General features: G+C 54.6%; 19 protein-coding genes. 5 read left to right on the forward strand and 14 right to left on the reverse strand.

The window, feature by feature from the left end; all coding sequences use genetic code 11:
• Nucleotides 1-181: 181 nt before the first annotated feature.
• From fabB to QN378_RS05145, 3 genes are all read right to left on the reverse strand, one after another.
• On the reverse strand, nucleotides 182-1,402 hold the full coding sequence (fabB, locus tag QN378_RS05135; protein WP_322202991.1) for a beta-ketoacyl-ACP synthase I: 1,221 nt from the start codon (nucleotides 1,400-1,402) through the stop codon (nucleotides 182-184).
• Nucleotides 1,403-1,412: 10 nt separating this feature from the next.
• Nucleotides 1,413-1,928, reverse strand: a complete 516-nt coding sequence (fabA, locus tag QN378_RS05140; RefSeq protein ID WP_322202992.1) for a 3-hydroxyacyl-[acyl-carrier-protein] dehydratase FabA — start codon at nucleotides 1,926-1,928, stop codon at nucleotides 1,413-1,415.
• Nucleotides 1,929-2,151: 223 nt separating this feature from the next.
• Nucleotides 2,152-4,074: a response regulator gene (locus QN378_RS05145; protein WP_322202993.1), complete on the reverse strand. Its 1,923-nt coding sequence runs from the start codon at nucleotides 4,072-4,074 to the stop codon at nucleotides 2,152-2,154.
• A gap of 267 nt (nucleotides 4,075-4,341) precedes the next feature.
• Between QN378_RS05145 and QN378_RS05150 the strand changes: the two genes are divergently transcribed.
• From QN378_RS05150 to sixA, 3 genes are read left to right on the forward strand one after another with little or no spacing between them, the layout of a single operon-like run.
• The gene (locus tag QN378_RS05150; RefSeq protein ID WP_322202994.1) at nucleotides 4,342-5,364 is read left to right on the forward strand and encodes an NAD(P)H-dependent glycerol-3-phosphate dehydrogenase; all 1,023 of its coding nucleotides are present in this window, start codon (nucleotides 4,342-4,344) and stop codon (nucleotides 5,362-5,364) included.
• 42 nt (nucleotides 5,365-5,406) lie between these two features.
• Nucleotides 5,407-5,751 (forward strand): DUF4389 domain-containing protein, encoded by a 345-nt coding sequence (locus tag QN378_RS05155; RefSeq protein WP_323546409.1) that lies wholly within the window; start codon nucleotides 5,407-5,409, stop codon nucleotides 5,749-5,751.
• Complete coding sequence (gene sixA, locus QN378_RS05160; RefSeq protein ID WP_322202997.1) at nucleotides 5,748-6,203, forward strand: phosphohistidine phosphatase SixA; 456 nt, start codon at nucleotides 5,748-5,750, stop codon at nucleotides 6,201-6,203. The genes QN378_RS05155 and sixA overlap by 4 nt, the downstream gene beginning before the upstream one ends.
• 25 nt (nucleotides 6,204-6,228) lie before the next feature.
• Here sixA and QN378_RS05165 read toward each other — a convergent pair whose 3' ends face one another.
• The 9 genes from QN378_RS05165 to QN378_RS05205 form a co-directional block, all read right to left on the reverse strand.
• The gene (locus QN378_RS05165; protein WP_407074077.1) at nucleotides 6,229-7,374 is read right to left on the reverse strand and encodes a M14-type cytosolic carboxypeptidase; all 1,146 of its coding nucleotides are present in this window, start codon (nucleotides 7,372-7,374) and stop codon (nucleotides 6,229-6,231) included.
• A 259-nt stretch (nucleotides 7,375-7,633) separates the two neighbouring features.
• A complete protein-coding gene (locus QN378_RS05170) occupies nucleotides 7,634-9,625 on the reverse strand; it encodes an acetyl/propionyl/methylcrotonyl-CoA carboxylase subunit alpha (protein ID WP_322202998.1) in 1,992 nt (663 codons plus the stop codon).
• A complete protein-coding gene (locus QN378_RS05175; protein ID WP_323546407.1) occupies nucleotides 9,622-10,437 on the reverse strand; it encodes a gamma-carboxygeranoyl-CoA hydratase in 816 nt (271 codons plus the stop codon). Before QN378_RS05175 ends, QN378_RS05170 begins: the two co-directional genes overlap by 4 nt.
• 24 nt (nucleotides 10,438-10,461) lie before the next feature.
• The gene (locus QN378_RS05180; RefSeq protein WP_323546403.1) at nucleotides 10,462-12,069 is read right to left on the reverse strand and encodes a carboxyl transferase domain-containing protein; all 1,608 of its coding nucleotides are present in this window, start codon (nucleotides 12,067-12,069) and stop codon (nucleotides 10,462-10,464) included.
• 95 nt (nucleotides 12,070-12,164) lie between these two features.
• Entirely contained in the window at nucleotides 12,165-13,328 is a 1,164-nt protein-coding gene (locus QN378_RS05185; protein WP_322203001.1) for an isovaleryl-CoA dehydrogenase, read from the reverse strand.
• A 183-nt stretch (nucleotides 13,329-13,511) separates the two neighbouring features.
• A complete protein-coding gene (locus QN378_RS05190) occupies nucleotides 13,512-13,718 on the reverse strand; it encodes a hypothetical protein (RefSeq protein ID WP_323546400.1) in 207 nt (68 codons plus the stop codon).
• Between the two features lie 260 nt (nucleotides 13,719-13,978).
• Nucleotides 13,979-14,878 carry a hydroxymethylglutaryl-CoA lyase gene (locus QN378_RS05195; protein WP_322203002.1) on the reverse strand — a complete coding sequence of 300 codons (900 nt, stop codon included), beginning with the start codon at nucleotides 14,876-14,878 and terminating at the stop codon, nucleotides 13,979-13,981.
• A 26-nt stretch (nucleotides 14,879-14,904) separates the two neighbouring features.
• Nucleotides 14,905-15,306, reverse strand: coding sequence for a MerR family DNA-binding transcriptional regulator (locus QN378_RS05200; RefSeq protein WP_322203003.1), 402 nt, complete (start codon nucleotides 15,304-15,306; stop codon nucleotides 14,905-14,907).
• A 166-nt stretch (nucleotides 15,307-15,472) separates the two neighbouring features.
• Nucleotides 15,473-16,420, reverse strand: coding sequence for a LysR family transcriptional regulator (locus QN378_RS05205; protein WP_322203004.1), 948 nt, complete (start codon nucleotides 16,418-16,420; stop codon nucleotides 15,473-15,475).
• 161 nt (nucleotides 16,421-16,581) lie between these two features.
• Between QN378_RS05205 and QN378_RS05210 the strand changes: the two genes are divergently transcribed.
• Complete coding sequence (locus QN378_RS05210; RefSeq protein WP_323546396.1) at nucleotides 16,582-17,817, forward strand: acyl-CoA dehydrogenase; 1,236 nt, start codon at nucleotides 16,582-16,584, stop codon at nucleotides 17,815-17,817.
• 135 nt (nucleotides 17,818-17,952) lie between these two features.
• Here the strand turns inward: QN378_RS05210 and QN378_RS05215 are convergent, their stop codons facing one another.
• Entirely contained in the window at nucleotides 17,953-19,326 is a 1,374-nt protein-coding gene (locus tag QN378_RS05215) for a phosphate ABC transporter substrate-binding/OmpA family protein (protein WP_322203006.1), read from the reverse strand.
• Between the two features lie 98 nt (nucleotides 19,327-19,424).
• Nucleotides 19,425-20,237, reverse strand: coding sequence for an exodeoxyribonuclease III (gene xthA, locus QN378_RS05220; protein ID WP_322203007.1), 813 nt, complete (start codon nucleotides 20,235-20,237; stop codon nucleotides 19,425-19,427).
• A 200-nt stretch (nucleotides 20,238-20,437) separates the two neighbouring features.
• On the opposite strand from xthA, the gene QN378_RS05225 reads away from it, so the two are divergent.
• On the forward strand, nucleotides 20,438-21,088 hold the full coding sequence (locus QN378_RS05225; RefSeq protein WP_322203008.1) for a GNAT family N-acetyltransferase: 651 nt from the start codon (nucleotides 20,438-20,440) through the stop codon (nucleotides 21,086-21,088).
• The last annotated feature ends 43 nt before the right edge of the window (nucleotides 21,089-21,131 follow it).

Here is a 21,131-nt window from a genome sequence, read left to right on the forward strand (position 1 = left end):
GAGTGCAGGTGTTTCGTTTCCTTTATCTGGGTTCTTGCACTGTAAGCAGAGCAGGGTGCCATAGGATCGAAGTTCGTTTATATCCTTTACTACAATTCACGCTTTTACAAGGCGACCAACGTGTACAAATCACCGGCAGAAAAACGGCACCCGAAGGTGCCGTGTTCAATGCAGGAGAATGTTACTTGCCCTGCCAGCGTTTCAGTACCAGCGTCGCGTTTGTGCCACCAAAACCGAAGCTGTTGCTCATAACCTGGTCGATCTTTGCGTTCTCCCGGGTCTTGGTTAGGATCGGCATGTCGGCTACTACCGGGTCCAGCTCGTCGATGTTGGCGGAGCCGGCAATGAAGTTGCCTTCCATCATGAGTAGGCAGTAGATTGCTTCGTGCACGCCAGCGGCGCCCAGCGAGTGACCCGACAGGCTTTTGGTCGAGCTGATCGCGGGTGCGTTGGTACCGAAGACTTCACGCACGCCTTCCATTTCTTTAGCGTCGCCTACCGGGGTAGAGGTACCGTGGGTATTGATGTAATCAATCGGTCCTTCAATGGTAGACATCGCCATCTGCATGCAGCGGATCGCGCCTTCACCGCTCGGTGCGACCATGTCGTAGCCATCGGACGTAGCGCCGTAGCCAACGATCTCGGCGTAAATTTTCGCGCCTCGCGCAAGAGCGTGCTCCAGCTCTTCAACTACAACCATGCCGCCGCCACCTGCAATGACGAAACCATCACGCTTGGCGTCGTATGCACGGGAGGCTTTTTCTGGGGTTTCGTTGTATTGAGTAGACAACGCGCCCATGGCGTCGAACAGGAACGATTGGCTCCAATGTTCTTCTTCACCTCCGCCGGCGAAAACGATGTCTTGCTTACCCATCTGAATCTGCTCCATGGCTGTGCCGATGCAGTGAGCACTGGTTGCACAGGCGGAAGAGATTGAGTAGTTCAGACCCTTGATCTTGAACGGGGTTGCCAGACAGGCAGAAACGGTGCTGCCCATGGTCCGAGTGACGCGGTACGGACCAACGCGCTTGACGCCTTTTTCGCGCAATATATCTAGCGCTTCCATCTGGTTCAGCGTCGAAGCACCGCCACTGCCTGCAACGAGGCCGGTACGCGGGTTGGATACTTGATCTTCGCTTAGGCCTGAATCAGCGATGGCATCTTTCATGGCCAGATAGGCGTAAGCCGCAGCATGGCCGACGAAGCGATAGATTTTGCGATCAATCATCTCTTCAAGGTTAAGGTCGATGGAGCCGGAAACTTGGCTGCGCAGACCCATTTCGGCATATTCCGGATTAAAACGGATGCCAGGGCGGCTTGCACGCAAGTTGGCGGAAACGGTGTCTTTGTCATTGCCCAAGCAGGAAACAATGCCCAGACCAGTGATAACGACGCGGCGCATGCGGATACCCTTAAAAGTTGTCAGTGGAAGTGAACAGGCCGACACGTAGGCTTTCGGCGCTGTAAATTTCGCGGCCATCGACGCTCACGGTGCCATCGGCAATCGCCAGGACCAGTTTGCCGCGCATGGTGCGTTTGATTTGAATGTTGTAAGTGATTTTTTTTGCAGTAGGTAGCACTTGGCCGAAAAACTTGACTTCGCCTGAACCCAAGGCGCGTCCGCGGCCAGGGTTGCCTTGCCAGCCAAGGTAAAAGCCAACCAGTTGCCACATGGCATCAAGGCCCAGGCAACCTGGCATTACAGGGTCGCCTTCAAAGTGACAGGCAAAAAACCACAGGTCGGGATTAATATCCAACTCGGCGACCAATTCACCTTTGCCATACTTGCCACCCTCTTTGTTGATGAGGGTGATGCGGTCCACCATCAGCATGTTAGGGGCGGGCAGTTGCGCATTACCTGGGCCAAACAGCTCGCCGCGACTGCAGCGCAGCAGGTCTTCCCGGGTATAGGCGTTTTGTTGGGTCATGCGAGCTCCTCAATAATCTTGTGCGGCAGGTGGGGGCATAAAGTGCCCCAATAACAAGTCCTGGCCGGATGACGCGCCAGATCTCAGCCGTCAGCCTACTCATAGACTATTGCGTTGTAGTGAAAGTCACAGCACAAGCGGAATGAAAGCACACTTGTGCACTGAACTCATAATCCAACCAGCTTTTACTCGCTGAATTGGCGAACAAGACTGCCGCAATTTATCATTTATCGCCAGTCGCAGATGCTGGAAAGGGTAGCCAATGCTGAAGAATATGCTGGAGATCAGCTCGTTTGAATGGCTTAGCCAAATAATCGTTCATCCCCGCCTGTAAACAGAGCTCGCGGTCGCCGTGAAGGGCATTAGCGGTCAGGGCGATGATCGGCACGTCGGCGCCCCTCGGCAATTGCCGGATCTGTCGTGTGGCTTCGTAGCCATCGATCACGGGTAAGCGGCAATCCATCAAAATCACGGCAAAATAGTTTGACTCGACAATCTTCACTGCTTGCGCGCCGTCATTTGCCACGCTGACCTTGAAGCCCAGACTGCGCAGCATTGCCTCAATGACTGTCTGATTAACAGGGTTGTCTTCGACTAGCAGAACCTGTTGATTATTACCGTCATCCTTACCAATAAAGGCCGGGATGATTTTTTCGATTTTTTGATGGTGGTACAACGTTAGCGGAATCTCTAGGGTAAAGACCGACCCCATTCCTTCTTCACTCTTCGCGCGTAATGTTCCGCCCATGCGTTCGGCCAGTGTCCGAGCGATCGGCAGACCCAATCCGGTGCCTCCATAGCGCCGGGAAATGGAACTGTCTGCTTGCTGGAAGGCGTTAAACATTAGCTCAAGACGTTCGGCAGAAATACCGATGCCACTGTCGCGGACGATGCAGGTAAACCATATCAATTCGTGGTCTAGCAGCTCCCAATGGGTTTCCACTTGAACGCTGCCCAACTCGGTGAACTTCATCGCATTGCCGATCAGGTTAACCAGAATTTGGCGAATCCGCGTCGGATCGCCCAAGACTTCCAGCACGTCCAAGCCTGGCGGCGTTTTTAATTCCAGGGACAGGCCGCGTTGGTGAGCGTTGTGATGGAATGCCTGGGCTGAAGTGCTGATCAAATCTGCCAGGTTGAACGGGATACGCTCCAGCTCAAGGGCGTCACGCTCGAAGCGCGAGAAGTCAAGAATGTCGTTGATAACCCTTAGTAAATGCTCGGTGGACTCGGTGGCTAGCGCAGAGTATTCGGCTTGTTCTTCGGTCATCCGAGTGGTCTCCATTAGCTGCAACATCCCCAGCACGCCGTTCATGGGAGTGCGAATCTCATGACTCATCATCGCCAGAAAATCGGATTTGGCGCTGTTGGCGCGCTCCGCTTCTTCTCGGGTCTGGATCAACTGCGCGATGGCTCGCTGCTGTTCGCCGCTTGCCTCCTCAAGGCCGAAAGCCAAATGGTTGATGTGGCGTGCTAAATCGCCCAGCTCTCCGTCGTCGGGTACGGGCAGCGGCGTACTGTAGTCGCCTTGTTGAATAGCTTTAACCGCTTCGACCATGTCACTAATCGGTTGCGACAAGCTCAGTGCCAAACGTCGTGCCAGAATATAGGTGAACAGCAGGGCAAAAAGGGCAAGGATCGCCGCTTTAAGCAAAATCTCCTGCTGGCGCTGGCTGAATGCATCGTTGGACATGCCCACCAGTACTCGGCCGATATAATCTTCAGGATGGGACCGGGGTGTAGAGCCGCGCTGGGAGTCCGCTTCCAGTCTGATACTTTGCAAGCGGATTGGCGCTTGAAACATTTCAACCTGAGTCGGTCGCGCACCGTTTAGGTCCGGTTGTTCGACGTACACCAGCACGTGATTGGCGTTGTCCTGAACTTCCACAAAGCGCACATGGGGTGTAGCCAGGGTTGCCCGCATCAGGCCCTGCAGAACTTCATAGTTACCAACGATAACGCCGTATTCCGAAGCCGGTGCCAGTTGGTTGGCAATGAGTTGGCCGGTGTAGTTCAGCTCCTGGCGTAAATCCTGAATGCGCACGAAGGTAAAAAAACTGATCAACAATAGCGTCAGCAGCAGCGCCGGGCCCAAGCTGATGATCTGCGTGCGAGTATTGATGCCCCAGCTATTTCGGAACGTCATTGGCCTATTTCCCTCTCAGGCGGCGCTTATTGGCTGGGTTTCCCGTAAAGGGTCTGCATTGTCGGGAGATCGTTATCATCGAAAAACAAATTTTCGGCATCTGATGAGCACTGTCTGCGCGAGCATGGTAACCGAGGTGGAAGCAAACTCCATGTAACTTGCTCGGTATTGATCCTGCTCAATTGAACTGTCGTCAGGGCTGGTCGCGCCAGCACGGCCCCGTATAATATCGAGACCGCCAAACTTATGGCTCTAGATGGATTGGTTATGACTCAACAGCGACCTATCGCGGTTCTTGGAGGCGGCAGCTTCGGTACTGCAGTGGCGAACCTGCTGGCAGAGAACGGCTATCCAGTCAGGCAGTGGATGCGCGATCCCGCCCAGGCCGATGCCATAAGGGTGAACCGCGAAAATCCGCGTTATCTAAAAGGTATCAAAGTGCACCCGACGGTGGAGCCGTTGACGGACTTGGTGACTACGCTGAACGACAGCGAACTCATTTTTGTAGCTTTGCCTTCAAGTGCGCTGCGTGCAGTGTTGGCGGAACACGCGCCACGTTTGAGCGGGAAGATGCTGGTCAGCCTGACCAAGGGCATTGAGGCGCACACGTTCAAGCTGATGAGTGAGATCCTGGAAGAAATCGCTCCGCAGGCACGCATCGGTGTGCTATCGGGGCCGAATCTGGCGCGTGAAATTGCTGAACATGCGCTGACCGCCACCGTAGTCGCCAGTGCAGACGAGGACCTTTGCCAGCAAGTTCAGGAAGTCCTACATGGGCGGACCTTTCGGGTCTACGCCAGTTCTGACCGGTTTGGTGTGGAATTAGGCGGCGCTTTGAAAAATGTCTACGCGATCATTGCCGGGATGGCCGTCGCGCTGGGCATGGGTGAAAACACCAAAAGCATGTTGATAACTCGTGCCTTGGCCGAGATGACTCGCTTCGCCGTGAGTCAGGGCGCCAACCCGATGACTTTTCTCGGCCTGGCCGGTGTGGGCGATCTTATCGTGACGTGCTCATCGCCCAAAAGCCGCAACTATCAGGTGGGTTTTGCTCTTGGTCAGGGGTTAAACCTAGAAGAGGCCGTAACTCGTTTGGGCGAAGTAGCGGAAGGGGTGAACACTCTGAAGGTGCTTAAGGTCAAATCTGATGAGCTACAGGTCTATATGCCGCTAGTGGCAGGCTTGCATGCAATTCTCTTCGAGGGCCGTACGCTCAATCAGGTTATTGAGGTATTAATGCGTGCCGAACCAAAAACCGATGTCGATTTCATTTCGACCAGTGGGTTTTAAATGTGCCACTGATTACTGAACCCACAGAAAGCAGGTGAAGTTTTGAACGAGTCCAAACTCAAGCAGCATGAATCAGTTTTGCTGCGCGTTATGTGGATGCTGCTATTCGTGCTCATTTGGCAACTGGCCGAAGTAGTGCTCGGTTGCGTAGTCCTGGTGCAACTGGGCTATCGATTGGCTTATGGCGCACCGAGCGGCAGTCTGATGAATTTCGGTGACAGCGTCAGTCAATACCTAGCTCAAATTGGACGGTTCGGGACCTTTCACAGCGATGAAAAACCGTGGCCTTTCACTGACTGGCCAGCGGCTCGCTCCCCGGCAGGTGAAGTGCCACATCGCGTACCGCCCGCAGCACATCCGGTCCGTGATGAGGAACCGAAGCTATGAAGTTGTGGATATTGCGCCATGGCGAAGCTCATTCTCAGGCACGCAGTGATGCCGAGCGGGAGTTAACGCCCCATGGCAGAGGCCAAGTACTGAGCAGTGCGGCGCACCTGTTAGGTAAACCGCTTACCCGAATCATCGCCAGCCCTTATGTAAGGGCGCAACAGAGCGCTGAGTTAGTGCATCAGGTCTTGGGTTTCAGCGAACCAATCCTGACGGTACCTTGGCTGACACCAGACAGCGACTCGCGAATGGTACTCAACCAGTTGGATAAATACTCGACCGAAGACGTGCTGTTGGTCAGCCACCAACCGTTGGTGGGCTCGTTGGTAGGCGTGTTGGTTCACGGCCATTACCGCCAGGCACAACCTATGAATACTGCAAGCCTAGCCGAGTTAGAAGGAGATTTCCCTTTGGCGGGCCTCATGGAGTTGCGCACCGTTCGTCACGTTTGACCACTAGCGATCTTCGGTCACTGTTTCAACGCAAGACTGGAATCATCTCTGCAATTGTCGTCAACACATCCTTGGCCAGTTGTTTGGAGCGCCTACCCGACCAACCTGTCACCGCATCCGGTGCATCGTCGTTGTCTTTGAACGGCATTTCCAAGGTCAGTGCCAAGCACTTATAGCGCTCGCCGGTGCTGTTGCAAGCCAAGTTCATGTTGGCTTGGCCAGGCCGCGCACGGGGATAGCCATAACGCGATTGGAAGTCCCGTGTGATTTCGCTCAAGCGGCGGCGGAAATGCTCTTCCAGTTGCTGCTGATGTGGCGTGTAGCCAGGGTTGCCCTCGCAGGCGGCGGTGAATATGTAAGGAATCTCCTCATCACCGTGTACATCAAGGAACAGATCGACACCGTACTGCTCCATCTGCTGACGAACGAAAAACACTTCCGGGCTCAGCGCCTCGGTGGAATCTTGCCACGCACGGTTAAGGTCTTTACCCATGGCGTTGGTGCGCAAATGGCCATGGAATGAGCCGTCCGGATTCATGTGCGGCACCAGATATAGATTGGCCATCGACAGCAATTGCGCCATTACCGGGTCAGCGGCGTCCTGCAACCGCTCGATCAATCCCTCCATGAACCATTCGGCCATGTGCTCGCCGGGGTGCTGCTGGGCAATGATCCAGATATTGCGCTTGCCCACCGAACCATCACCTTTGCGCAGCAACTGAACGTCACGGCCTTCGATGCTCTTGCCGGTCGCGATCAGTTCTAGGCCGGCTTTATTGATGGCCTGCTCGATCAACCCGTCGTGACGCACCCGGCTATAAGGTTCGAAGTAGGCGAAATAGATCTGCGAATCACTTGGATCGATGCTGAAATCAAGGGAGGAGCCGTCATAGGTGGTCGGTACGCGGAACCAGTTTTCATGGTCATAAGACGCCACGACGTTGTAGCCGCTCCAGGCGCGGCTATAGCTGGATTTACCCGCATTGCCGAGGCTAAATGCATGCGTATGACCTATTTGCAGGTTCTCAACTTTGAAGTGAAACCACTGAAAGTGCGGGCTAAGCGTGTCTGGGCGAATTGCCAGTAAGGTGTGCGATGGGTTGCTGGCGTCGATCACTTCGATGTTGCCGCTGTCGAAATCAGCGCTGATTTTGAGAGAGGTCTGAGTCACGATTGTTTCCTGAGTACGGCAGTGCCAAATAAGCCCGGTACTCTACACCATAGAAACGAATGCAAAAAAAAGACCCGGCAAAAAATGCCGGGTCAAACCGTGATTAGCCTGATGAGGAGATAACCCGAGAGCCGACCTAAAGCTCTTGAATTACCAGACTGATCTTGCGATCAGTTGCCGCAATACTAATCGTTATCATTCGTAAGTAAAGGCTTTTTTCTCTCTACTTAAGAAATATTCTCAATGGCGAGCGGCGGGCTTATAGCGTCAACGGGCTTTCCAGCTCCACCAACGTCGCCCCTTCACTGACCATCTCGCCCTCAACGCAATAAATCGCTTTGACCACACCGGCATGGGGGGCCCGAATGCTGTGTTCCATTTTCATGGCTTCCAATACCACCAGCTGGGTGCCGATATCGACGCTTTGCCCGACCTCAATCATCACCCGCACGATGCTGCCGTTCATGGGCGCGGTCAGGCCACCCTGTTGAGTATGACGGGCCTCAACCTCGGCAATTGGATCAAGGCGTTTGATCGTATGCAGTTCACCGCGCCAATTGAGATACAAGGTGTCGCCACGACGGATTGCAAGATATTGCCGTCGCACGCCGTCGAGCTCGATGACCAGTTGTTCGCCAAGCAATCGCGCTCTACTTGGGCTGCTGTAGCGTAGTTGAATCACCTGCTTCTGGTTGTTACAGCTCAAATGCAGATCGATCTCGGCCGGTACGCCAGCGCGTAAGCCTTGGTTACTGGACCAGGGCGAATGCAGATCATCCTGACGGACAGGGTTCGCTTGGCTTTGGCTGAAGGCTTCGCCAGCTGCCTGCCAAAACTCAGCCGACAGTTCACCGGCTGGCTGCAGCAATTGCGCCTGATAATGCGGAATGAAATCGGTATCCAGCTCCGCCGCAGCAAACGCCGGGTGGGCAATGATACGCCGCAGAAACGCCAGGTTCGTTTTCAGGCCGCCAATGACAAATTCGTCCAGCATCGCCAGCAAGCGCAACCGCGCTTGTTCGCGGGTTTCACCCCAGGCAATCAGTTTGCCGAGCATCGGGTCATAGAAGGACGAAACGCTGTCGCCTTCAGCCACGCCGCTGTCCACCCGGCGACCAGGGCCGGCCGCAGATTCACGGTAGAGCGCCAATGTGCCGGTGGCTGGCAGGAAGTCGTTGGACGGGTCTTCCGCGTAAAGCCGAACTTCGATGGCATGCCCGATCAGCGGCACTTGCGCTTGAGTAATGGGTAGCGGCTCGCCTTGCGCCACGCGAATCTGCCACGCCACCAGATCAAGCCCGGTGATGGCTTCAGTGACCGGGTGCTCGACCTGCAGGCGCGTGTTCATCTCCATAAAGAAAAACTCGCCGCGTGAGTCGAGCAAAAACTCTACGGTACCAGCCCCTACATAGCCAATGGTCTGGGCCGCACGCACGGCGGCTTCGCCCATGGCTTGACGCAGTTTAGGGCTAAGACCGGGAGCCGGAGCCTCCTCAACGACTTTTTGATGGCGACGCTGAATCGAGCAGTCGCGCTCGTTGAGGTACAAACAGTTGCCATGTTGATCGGCAAACACCTGGATTTCCACGTGGCGCGGCTTGAGCAGGTATTTCTCTACCAACATCCGCGATTCACCGAACGACGACTGTGCTTCCCGCTGAGCCGAAGCCAGCGCTTCGGCCAGATCACTGACCTGTTCGACAACCTTCATGCCTTTGCCGCCGCCGCCCGCGGTGGCTTTGAGTAATACGGGGTAACCGATGCGCTCAGCGGCTTCGCTAAAGGTTTCAAGATCTTGTGCGGCACCGTGATAACCCGGCACCAAGGGTACGCCAGCGTCTTCCATCAACGCTTTGGCGGCGGACTTGCTGCCCATGGCGTCAATGGCCGAGGCGGGCGGGCCTAGAAAGATCAGCCCGGCACTTTCGATGGCTCGGGCGAATCCGGCGTTTTCCGATAAAAAGCCATAACCGGGATGGATTGCCTGGGCGCCGCTGGCGTTAGCGGCAGCGATCAATTTGTCGATCAGTAAATAGCTGTCCGCTGCTTTTGTGCCACCCAAGTCGACACAGATATCGGCCTCACGAACATGCCGCGCCTCGCGATCTGTGGCGCTGTGCACGGCAACGGTGGTCAGCCCCAGCGCTTTAGCGGTGCGCATGATACGGCAGGCAATTTCGCCCCGATTGGCCACCAGAATCCGCGTCAGCAGCGGGGCAGCGTTCAAGGGAGGCTTTGGCGATGCGCTCATGGGCGCGGTTCCTTGCTGAGTTCAGGTTGCCACGTGGGTGGGCGCTTTTCCAGGAAGGCGCGCAAGCCTTCCTGGCCTTCCGGGCTGACGCGAATCCGCGCGATGGCATTTTCGCAGTAACGGCGCAGGGCAGGGGTCAACGCACCGTTACCCACTTCTCGTAATAAGTCTTTGCTGGCTCGCATTGCTTGCGGACTGTTAAGCAGCAGGTTGTCGATCCATTGATCGACCCGCTGTTCAAATCCGGCGACTGGATAGCTCTCGGCCAGCAAGCCGATCTCCCGAGCGCGAACCCCACTGAAACGCTCGGCGGTCAAGGCATAGCGTCGGGCGGCGCGTTCGCCAATCGCTTGCACCACAAACGGACTGATAACGGCCGGGGCCAAGCCGATGCGTACTTCCGACAGGCAAAATTGCGCATCGTCGGTGCCTATGGCTATGTCACAACAACTGATTAGTCCCAGCGCACCGCCGTAAGCTGCACCCTGGACGATAGCTACGGTAGGGATTTTCACTTTGGCCAAGTTGTACATCAGCTCAGCCAATTCCCGGGCGTCGTCCAGATTGGTGTTGTAATCCAGCTTCGCCGATTCCTGCATCCAGGCCAAATCGGCGCCGGCGCTGAAGTGCTTGCCGCGGCCTCGAATTAACATGAAGCGCAGGCTGGCATCACTTTGAACGTCATCAAGCGCCAAGATCAGCTCGCGGATCATCTGCGCGTTAAAGGCGTTGTTCTTGTCCGGGCGGTTCAACCACAGGGTGGCAAAACCTCGTGGGTCGGTGTGCAGTTCCAAGGTATGGAAGTCGGTCATGTTCACTCCTTTGGTGAGCCCCGGTTACATCCGGAACACGCCGAATGTGCTCGGCTCTATGGGTGCGTTCAGCGACGCGGACAGTGCCAGCGCGAGAATGTCGCGGGTTTGCGCGGGGTCAATTACACCGTCGTCCCACAAGCGGGCACTGGAATAATACGGATGGCCCTGATGTTCGTATTGATCGAGAATCGGTCGTTTAATCTCGGCTTCTTGCTCGGCACTGAATACCTGACCGCTGCGCTCGGCCTGTTCGCGCTTGACCTGCACGAGAACGCCGGCCGCCTGTTCGCCGCCCATCACGGCGATCCTTGCGTTGGGCCACATCCACAGGAATCGTGGGTCGTAAGCGCGGCCACACATGCCGTAATTACCGGCGCCAAAGCTGCCGCCAATGATGACTGTGAATTTCGGCACCTTGGCGCAGGCCACTGCGGTGACCAGCTTGGCACCGTGTTTGGCAATGCCTCCTGCTTCGTATTTCTGACCGACCATAAAACCGGTGATGTTTTGCAGGAATAGCAACGGGATGCCGCGTTGGCAGGCCAACTCAATGAAATGCGCGCCTTTCTGCGCGGATTCGGCAAACAGCACGCCGTTATTGGCCAGGATCGCAATCGGGTAGCCGTGCAAATGGCCAAAACCGCACACCAGCGTGGTGCCAAACAAGGCTTTGAACTCATCGAATACTGAACCGTCCACCAACCGCGTGATCACCTCACGCACATCGAACGGCTGCTTGGCGTCAGCTGGGACTACCCCATACAGTTCTTCGCTGTCGTATAACGGAGCAATCGGGGCGAGGGTGTTCAGCGCACCTTGTTTGCGCCAGTTAAGGTTGGCTATGCTGCGGCGCGCGACGGCCAGAGCGTGCTCATCGCTGTCGGCGTAGTGGTCGGCGACGCCGGAAATCTTGCAGTGCACATCGGCACCGCCAAGGTCTTCGGCGCTGACGACTTCACCGGTGGCGGCTTTTACCAAAGGCGGGCCTGCGAGAAATATCGTTGCCTGTTGCCGGACCATAATTGCTTCGTCGGCCATGGCTGGGACGTAGGCACCGCCAGCGGTGCACGACCCCATGACCACCGCGATCTGCGGGATGCCCACTGCGCTCATATTCGCTTGGTTAAAGAAAATTCGACCGAAATGTTCCCGGTCTGGAAAAACCTCGTCCTGCCGGGGCAGGTTGGCACCTCCGGAGTCCACCAAGTAGATGCACGGCAAACGGTTTTCCCGGGCAATGGTTTGCGCCCGCAGGTGCTTTTTCACCGTTAGGGGGTAATACGAGCCGCCTTTTACCGTCGCGTCATTGGCGACGATCATGCATTCGACTCCTTCAACGCGGCCGATGCCGACAATCAACCCGGCCGCAGGGACGTCCTCCCCATACACCTCATACGCCGTTAGTTGTCCGATTTCGAGGAAGGGCGAGCCGATATCGAGCAAACGATTGATGCGCTCACGAGGCAGTAATTTGCCGCGGGAAGTGTGACGTTCCTGAGCCTTCGGCCCACCGCCTTGATGAACTTTAGTGAGCAACTGGCGCAAACTTTTAACGTTTTTCAGCATTGCGGCGCCATTGAGTGCGAACTCAGGCGAGCGGGTATTGATCTGAGTGTGCAGGATGGTCATGGGCAACTCCGTATAAGTTGCAAGCTTGAAGCTGCAAGCTGCAAGGATCGACCGGAGCCACCTGCTGCTTGTTGCTTATAGCTTGCCGCTATCCGTTATTTTGTTTCATTGAACAGTTCGCGACCGATCAACATGCGGCGAATCTCGCTGGTGCCAGCGCCGATTTCGTACAGCTTGGCGTCACGCAGCAGCCGACCGGCCGGAAATTCATTGATGTAGCCGTTTCCACCCAAAATCTGGATAGCGTCCAGCGCCATCTGCGTGGCGCGTTCGGCGCTGTACAGAATCACCCCGGCGGCGTCTTTACGTGTGGTTTCGCCGCGTTCGCAGGCTTGGGCCACGGCATACAGGTAGGCGCGGCTGGCGTTGAGCTGGGTGTACATGTCGGCGACTTTGCCCTGAATCAGTTGAAACTCACCAATGCTTTGTCCGAACTGCTTGCGATCGTGGATGTACGGCACCACCACGTCCATGCAAGCTTGCATGATCCCGGTCGGACCGCCGGAGAGCACAACGCGCTCGTAATCAAGGCCGCTCATCAGCACCTTGACGCCGCTATTGAGTACGCCGAGCAGGTTTTCTTCTGGCACTTCAACGTCATCGAAGAACAGTTCGCAAGTATTGGAGCCGCGCATCCCGAGCTTGTCGAACTTGGGGCCGCGGGAAAAGCCCTTCCAGTCGCGCTCGACAATGAAAGCACTGATACCGTGAGCACCTTTTTCCAAGTCGGTCTTGGCATAAATCACGTATGTGCTGGCGTCGGGACCGTTGGTGATCCACGTTTTGCCGCCGTTAAGCACATAGCAATCGCCGCGTTTGTCGGCGCGAAGTTTCATCGACACCACGTCGGAACCGGCATTCGGTTCGCTCATGGCCAGTGCCCCGACATGCTCGCCACTGATCAGCTTGGGCAAGTACTTGGCTTTCTGTGCGGGGGTACCGTTGCGGTTGATCTGGTTCACGCACAGGTTTGAATGCGCGCCATAGGAAAGGGCGACCGACGCCGAACCACGGCTGATTTCTTCCATGGCGACCACGTGGGCCAGGTAACCCATGCCTGCGCCGCCGTATTCTTCGTCGACGGTAATGCCCAGCAGACCCATGTCACCGAACTTGCGCCACAGGTCAGCCGGGAACAAGTTGTCTTTGTCGATCTGCGCGGCGCGGGGGGAGATTTCAGCGGCGACGAAGGATTGAACTTGATCGCGCAACATGTCGATGGTTTCGCCCAAGGCGAAGTTAAGGCTCGGGTAGCTCATGGATGTGCCTTTTCTATTATTGTTTGAAGTGTGATGTTCACCTTTACGTTAACGTAAGCCCGAGAGGGTTTGTGTGTCAACGGGAGACTGGAGGGAGTGAGGTTTTTCAACGGATGGGCATAAGCCAGACAGCACGAAGGGGAGCCCAGGCTCCCCTTCAAGGTTTTTTGTATGCTCTTTTTATTATTCGAGGGCGGCCTGTTTTTGTTTTTGGCGACCAGTCCCTTTCACTGCTTTTTTAATCGATCCCCATTCAGGATCAAGAGCAAACGTATTTTTTTGAGCGCTGATACTGCTTTTATCAATATCGATCCAACCAGTGCTGGAGCTACCTGAAGTAGTTTTATTATTCTCTGTCCGGTTGCGGGACCGAAATCCCTGAAAAGCCATCCACTCCAAAAAGATCTGTTAGCTGCGTCTCTGTCCGTGTTGTTTTTGTTATGTCAGAGCCGATACGTATTGTTTTTATTGGGTACTGCTTCGTTTTCTTATTTTTGTTGTACAAGAGACATAGCAGGAGCCGTGCCAATTTTGTAAATACTTAAAAATCAATGGCTTAAATGAATACCGTTTATTCGGCTCTTGAGGTGTGAATAGAATATGTTTCCGTGTTACCCGTTTCCGGTAACCGCTCATCGTTGGGGTAACACTCAGATTGCCAGTCGTGCCTTTGCCACTCTTGAGCCGCTAGGACGCCCTAACACGTCGCATATCCGTTGGCCGGCATCGATCAATAGGTCGAGATCCACTCCGGTGTCGATGTCCAAGCCGTTGAGCATGTACAGCACATCCTCGGTGGCGACATTGCCGCTAGCGCCCTTGGCGTAAGGACAACCACCCAGCCCGGCGACAGAGCTGTCGAACACTTGAATGCCTTCAAGCAGGCTGGCGTAGATATTGGCCAGCGCCTGTCCATAGGTATCGTGGAAATGCCCCGCCAGTTTTCCCCTGGGAATTTTCCCGGCCACGGTATCGAACAGTGTGCGTGTTGCGCTTGGCGTGCCGGTGCCAATGGTGTCGCCCAAGGAAATCTCATAGCAGCCCATGGCGAACAGCTCATTGGCAACAGACGCCACTTGTTCCGGGGTTATTTTGCCTTCGTATGGACAACCCAGTACGCACGAAACGTAACCACGTACCGGCATGCCATGCAGGCGTGCGGCTTCCATGACCGAAGCAAATCGCTCCAGGCTTTCGCTGATTGAGCAATTGATATTGCGTTGTGAGAAAGACTCGGACGCGGCGGCGAATATCGCTATCTCAGTCGCGCCTGCAGCCAAAGCGTCTTCGAATCCTCTCAGATTCGGCGCGAGTGCCGCGTAGGCGACGCCATCCTTGCGCTGGATTTGAGCAAAAACGTCCGCGGAGCCCGCCATCTGCGGCACCCATTTGGGCGAGACAAAACTGCCTACTTCGATGTAACTCAAACCTGCGGCGCTGAGGTCATCGACCAAACGTACTTTCGCGGCCACGCTGACTGGCTGAGCTTCATTCTGCAAACCGTCACGAGGGCCGACCTCTACAAGGCGTACACGTTGAGGCAGGGGCATGGCATCACCTTATAAGTATTTGAGATTTACTCAGTAACATTATGATTTTTAATGGAACGCTCCAGCGCAGACAAGCAGCGCTCTTCGGCGGTATCCAGTTCAAGCTGCATTTGCTGAATGTCGAGCAACTGCTGTTCCAACTGAGTACGGCGTTCACCGATCTTGCCTAGCATGGTGTGCAGTTGCTTTTGATTGTCCCCGCGAGGATCGTACAACTGGATCAATTCGCGGCATTCGGCTAGAGAAAAGCCAATGCGTTTTCCGCGCAGGATGAGTTTCAAACTGACTTTGTCGCGGGTCGAGTAAATCCGCTCAAGGCCACGCCGCTCGGGGGCGAGCAGACCTTGTTCTTCGTAGAATCGAATTGCGCGGGTGGTGATGTCGAGCTCGCGGGCGAGGTCGGAAATGCTGTAAGTCTGGCTGCTCATGGACGCGCTCGGGGTTAACGTGGGGTTAACCTAAAGTGTGCTTGACGTATACGTCAAGCACTGAGCTGCGCAGTCATCTGCCTTACTCAGTAGTAATCGCTAAAACGCGCGCACTTATTGGGTTAGAAACGACATTAACTTGCAGATAAAAATTATTATTAATTAATCAGTTAGCAGAAGTATCTAAAGCTTTATCGAGTTTTTTATCGTGCGCCGTCACTTGCTGGCACAGTTCGATCATTTGTTCACGCATCCAGCGGTTGGCCGGATCCTGATCGGTGCTTTCGTGCCAATAAAGGTGAGTTTCCACCTGTGGCACGTCGTTGACTGGCAAGTTGAAATAATGAAGTTCATGTCGTCGAGCGAAGCGCTCCGGGACCGTCATCACCATGTCAGTCTGTTGTAGCACTTGCGACGCCATCAGATAGTGCTGCGAACGCAACGCGATCTTGCGTTGAATACCCATTTTGCCCAATGCCAGGTCGACATGGCCCAAGCCACTGCGGCGGCTGGAAATATGGATGTGCGTGAGGGACAGGTAGTCGTCGAGTACAAACTTTTCTTTGGTTGCCAGCGGATGGCCTTTGCGCATGGCGCACACATATTTGTCACCCATTAGCTTGACATGACGCACCTGGGGATCGGTATTGAGCGGTGCGTCTACGGCGAAATCCAACCGTCCAGCAGCGAGTTCTTTAGTGGTTTCCCGGCGCTTGGACAAGAAGCTTTCGATGATCACCGCAGGGGCCAGCCGACGCAGGCGTTGAAACAGTGCTGGCAAGATCACCGCTTCAGTCAAGTCGGTCATGCTGATGCGATAGGTCTTGTTGGCCTGTAGCGGGTTGAAAATACGGCTTTCTTGCACCGACACTCGTAGCAGTGATAACGCATTGCGTACCGGCCCGATAATGTTCTGCGCCATTGGCGTAGGGACCATGCCCTGAGCCGTGCGCACGAACAACGGGTCGTTGAAGGTCTCGCGCAAACGAGCCAGGGCGTTAGACACCGCAGGCTGAGTGATGCCGACTATTTGCCCTGCGCGAGTCAGATTTGCTTCGGTATAGATAGCATCAAACACAATAAAGAGGTTTAGGTCGACTTTGCTCAGATTCATTCCATTGTGCTCTCATGTTGTTTTTGTTGTGACTTGCGTAGCTCGATCATATATCGGTTATGAATGTTTATACACGCTGAGAATAGGTTAGATAAATGCTCCTTGCTGATCTAGCATCGAATTCATGTTTTCACTCACCTCATTTCAGAAGGTAGTTGCCCATGGATTTCGCTTATTCCCCTAAGGTTCAGGAGCTGCGTGAGCGTGTTACTGCGTTCATGGACGCCTATGTTTATCCGGCTGAACCCGTGTTTGAACGTCAGGTTTCTGAGGGTGATCGCTGGCTGCCCACTGCGATCATGGAAGAACTCAAGCTCAAGGCCAAAGCTGAGGGGTTGTGGAATTTGTTCTTGCCTGAATCGGAGCGGGGGGCCGGCCTGACCAATCTGGAATACGCGCCACTTGCTGAAATCATGGGTCGTTCGTTGCTCGGGCCAGAACCATTCAACTGCTCGGCACCCGACACCGGCAACATGGAGGTGCTGGTGCGCTACGCCAACGAAGCACAAAAGGTGCAATGGCTAGAGCCGCTGTTGCGCGGCGAAATTCGTTCTGCGTTCGCTATGACCGAGCCAGATGTAGCGTCCTCCGACGCGACTAACATGTCCGCTCGTGCGGAGCGGGTCGGTGACGAGTGGATAATTAACGGCCGTAAATGGTGGACCTCGGGTGCTTGTGACCCGCGCTGCAAAATCATGGTGTTCATGGGTTTGAGCAATCCTGATGGCCCACGTCACCAGCAACATTCGATGATTCTAGTTCCCACCGACACGCCGGGCGTGACCATCGTCCGTTCGTTACCGGTATTCGGATATGACGACGCGCCCCATGGCCACGCCGAAGTGCTGTTCGAAAACGTCCGGGTGCCCTACGAGAACGTATTGCTGGGTGAAGGTCGCGGTTTTGAAATCGCTCAAGGTCGCCTCGGGCCTGGCCGAATTCACCACTGCATGCGCTCCATTGGTATGGCAGAGCGGGCGTTGGAATTGATGTGCAAACGAGCAATCAACCGTACGGCATTTGGTAAACCGTTGGCGCGGCTGGGTGGCAACATCGACCTCATCGCCGACTCGCGAATGGAAATCGACATGGCGAGGCTGCTGACGCTGAAGGCCGCATACATGATGGACACCGTGGGCAATAAAGTGGCAAAAAGTGAAATTGCCCAGATCAAAGTGGTCGCGCCAAACGTAGCGCTGCGAGTTATTGATCGTGCAATCCAGATCCATGGGGGCGCCGGGGTTTCCAACGATTTCCCGCTGGCCTACATGTACGCCATGCAGCGCACACTACGCTTGGCTGACGGTCCTGACGAAGTACACCGCGCCGCCATCGGTAAGTTTGAGATTGGTAAATACGTACCCAAAGACATGTTGCGTGGTGAACGTCAGGGATAAATAACCCGTTTACGTCCGGTGTAGGACCAATGTGGAGAACCTGTGGGTGCGAAGAAATAACGCGGTGGTCCAGGCACACCGCGTAGCCTTCTTCGACAATCACAATTCGCGCCTACAAAACCTTACCCTAGCGCGTCAGTACACCCACACCTCCACCCTGCGATTCTTGATCCGACCTTCGTCGACATTGTTAGCCGCTACGGGCATTTCATCTCCGAAACCACGGATGTCGCGAAAATTCACACCACTCTTGACCAGTTCTCTACGTACGGCCATGGCGCGGAGCTTGGACAATAATGCTGCACGAGTAGGGTCACTCTTTGGGTCGCCAAAACCCACAAGCGTAACCTCGCCGCTTAGCTTGTCGTGGGCCTTCAAGTAAGCCAGAACCCGCCTCAGATCGCGCTGCGCTTTGTTGTCCAGGAGTGCGCTGCCTTGAGCGAAACGAAAATTTACTGACAATCGTTGCGCTTTTTTAACGATGGCTTGGTAATCAGCGGGCATTTCGGCGGAGACCTGTACCTTAACGGCCTGCACAGTCTGAGAAACAAATCCGCTGTTGGCGACGATCGCCTGACCTTTCGTGCTTTGCGCGAACTGCACCAGCGCTTTAGCCCAGGGCTGGTCGCTTAAAGGCGGCAAGTAGAAGTAAAGCCGCCTCGACAGCGGGTAGTCTTCGGTCGCTATCAGACTGATCGTTGGCAGCATCGGTTTAGAACCGCCGTCGACAATCGCAACTGCCTGTGACTTTCGTACGTAAGGCAGCCCAATAAAACCGATACCGCCCCGGTCTTGGCTGACCTCATCGGATAATTGCTCGCTGGACTCGAAACGCTTCGCGTTACGCGCAAGAATTTTACCGTTCTTGACCAATACCAATTCGTTGAACGTATCGAAAGTGCCGGACTGATCATCGCGAGCGTACAGGTGGATTGCACCGCCCGTTCCCCCCAATTCTTCCCAACTGTGAACCTCGCCCGAAAAAATGCGCGCCAATTGTTCAGTGTTCAACTGATGCAGGGGATTAGCTGGATGCAAAATGACGGCTACGCCGTCGATGGCGATAACTTGTTCAGCATTTGAGCTTTTCAGATCGCCCAGCAGTGCCAAATCACTTAGCTCACTTTGTTTAATAGAACGAGAAGAAGCCGCCAAGTCTGCGGATCCAGTCTTCAGCGCGCTAAAGCCGGTGCTGGAACCGTGGGCCGCAACCTCAATCAACACCCGATGGCCGTCGACTGTTAGCCCCGTCACCCGCTGTTCATTTTCATGCGTCCCGGGTTCGATATGTACATCATGAATACCTTGCGCCTGATAAAGACCCTCAACCAATGCCGGACCCAACTTGGCGCCAATGGTGTTTGAGCCTTGAATACGCAAAGCGGCTAGACCATCAGCAGGCAAAGGCAGTGCAGCAAAGACCGGACCGGGCAGGGCAACGCTCAGCAGACCGAGGAGTATTTTCGTAGCGCGTTTGCGAGATTGACTGGCGAACAGAGCGCACTGCATGTGCGGCACCTTATTTAAACAGAAAGTGTCGGCAGATTAAGTCTGAATGATTGCTAAAATATGACAATACGGCTGCATTGTCATATTTCGTTGCCTGTTTAATTCAATTCCAGCCAGATGGGAGCGTGGTCTGACGGTTTCTCCATAGCTCGAAGGTCATAATCAACTCCGGCATTCTTAATTCTTGACCGCAAACCTTGAGAAGTCATGATCAAGTCAATACGCAATCCGCGTTTAGGCTGGTCTTCAAACCCACGACTGCGGTAGTCGAACCAACTGAAACGGTCAGTTACGTCCGGGTTCAAGTGCCGAAAGCTGTCCACTAGTCCCCAGTTTTTCAAGCGCATCAACCATTCACGCTCTTCGGGCAAGAAGCTGCACTTGCCGGTTTTCAACCAGCGCTTGACGTTGTCTGGACCGATACCGATGTCGCTGTCTTCCGGGGAAATATTAATATCACCCATCACTACCACCGGCTGATGATTTTGAAACTGAGTTTCCAACAGCAGCTGTAAATCATTGTAAAAGCGGGCTTTGGCCGGAAATTTAGTCGGGTGGTCACGACTTTCGCCTTGCGGAAAGTAGCCGTTCATAATGGTCACAGGTTCACCTTTGGCGTCGGCGAACGTACCCCAGATAAAACGTTTCTGAGCCTCATCATCATCGGAATGGAAACCCTTGTGCAGGGTCAACGGCGCTTGACGCGAGAGCAAAGCGACACCGTAGTGACCTTTCTGTCCATGGAAGTGCACGTGATAGCCCAACGCCTCAATCTCGGCGTGAGGGAATTGCTCATCAGATACTTTGGTTTCCTGCAAACCGATGACATCTGGCTGATGTTTTTCAATCAGTGCCGCCAACTGATGAGGCCTCGCGCGCAGGCCGTTAATATTGAATGAAACGATTTTCATGGGCGGGCAATCCTGACAAAACAAAAAAACGATGCTAGCCGACCTATCGGGTCTCGGCCAGCGTGGCGGTTTATCGGATCGACTGCTAGGGTCCGATAATGGAATGAAAATATTGTATGAACGGCTATCCAGTGGTTTACCCCAAATCTGTGTATAGAACGCTGCCGTTCCAATTGCGCTGTATCTACGAGGTTTATTAAATGCCTGACACCTTAACGGCTGTGGCCGAGGTACGTTCGCTAGACAGCGGTTATTCACGCGAAGCGCGTTCACTGCTTTATCACGCCTATCGGCACGAACCAAGCTTTGGCTATCTGTTTGAATCAGAGCGCCCAGGCTATGAGCACCGAGTTAGGGCTACCGTTCGGGAATTGGTTAAACAGCATTTCTTCCAAGAGTTGCCCGCGCTCGGATTGTTTGTCGAGGATCGGCTGATCGGCATTGCCCTAATTGCACCTCCGCAACGACGTTTGGGCATCACCGAGAGCTGGGCATGGCGCCTGCGTATGGTGCTTAGTACCGGTTTTCGTTGCACTCAGCGTTATTTGGCGTATCACCAGGCTGTTTTAGCGTGTTTGCCTTCCGAAGCAGTCCACGTACTACCGTTGCTCGGTATTCACCCACAATTTCAAGGCCGGCATTTCGGCGAGCAGTTGCTTGAGGCACTGCACCAGTGGTGCGCTGTGGATGAAACGTCTGAAGGGGTCGTCCTCGACACCGGAAATCCTCGTTATTTAGAGTTCTATAAGCGACAGGGTTATGAGGAAATCGGAGAGATTGCAGTAGGACCGATCCGCGAGCATGTTTTTTTTCACCCTAGCCCACATACTTTGCTCAATGCGCCGGCGTAACAGCTTGAAACTTGTTTGGTCCGGCGCGTTCTAGTGGCTTTCG

The organism is Pseudomonas sp. 10S5, assembly GCF_035019745.1.
GTDB lineage: Bacteria > Pseudomonadota > Gammaproteobacteria > Pseudomonadales > Pseudomonadaceae > Aquipseudomonas.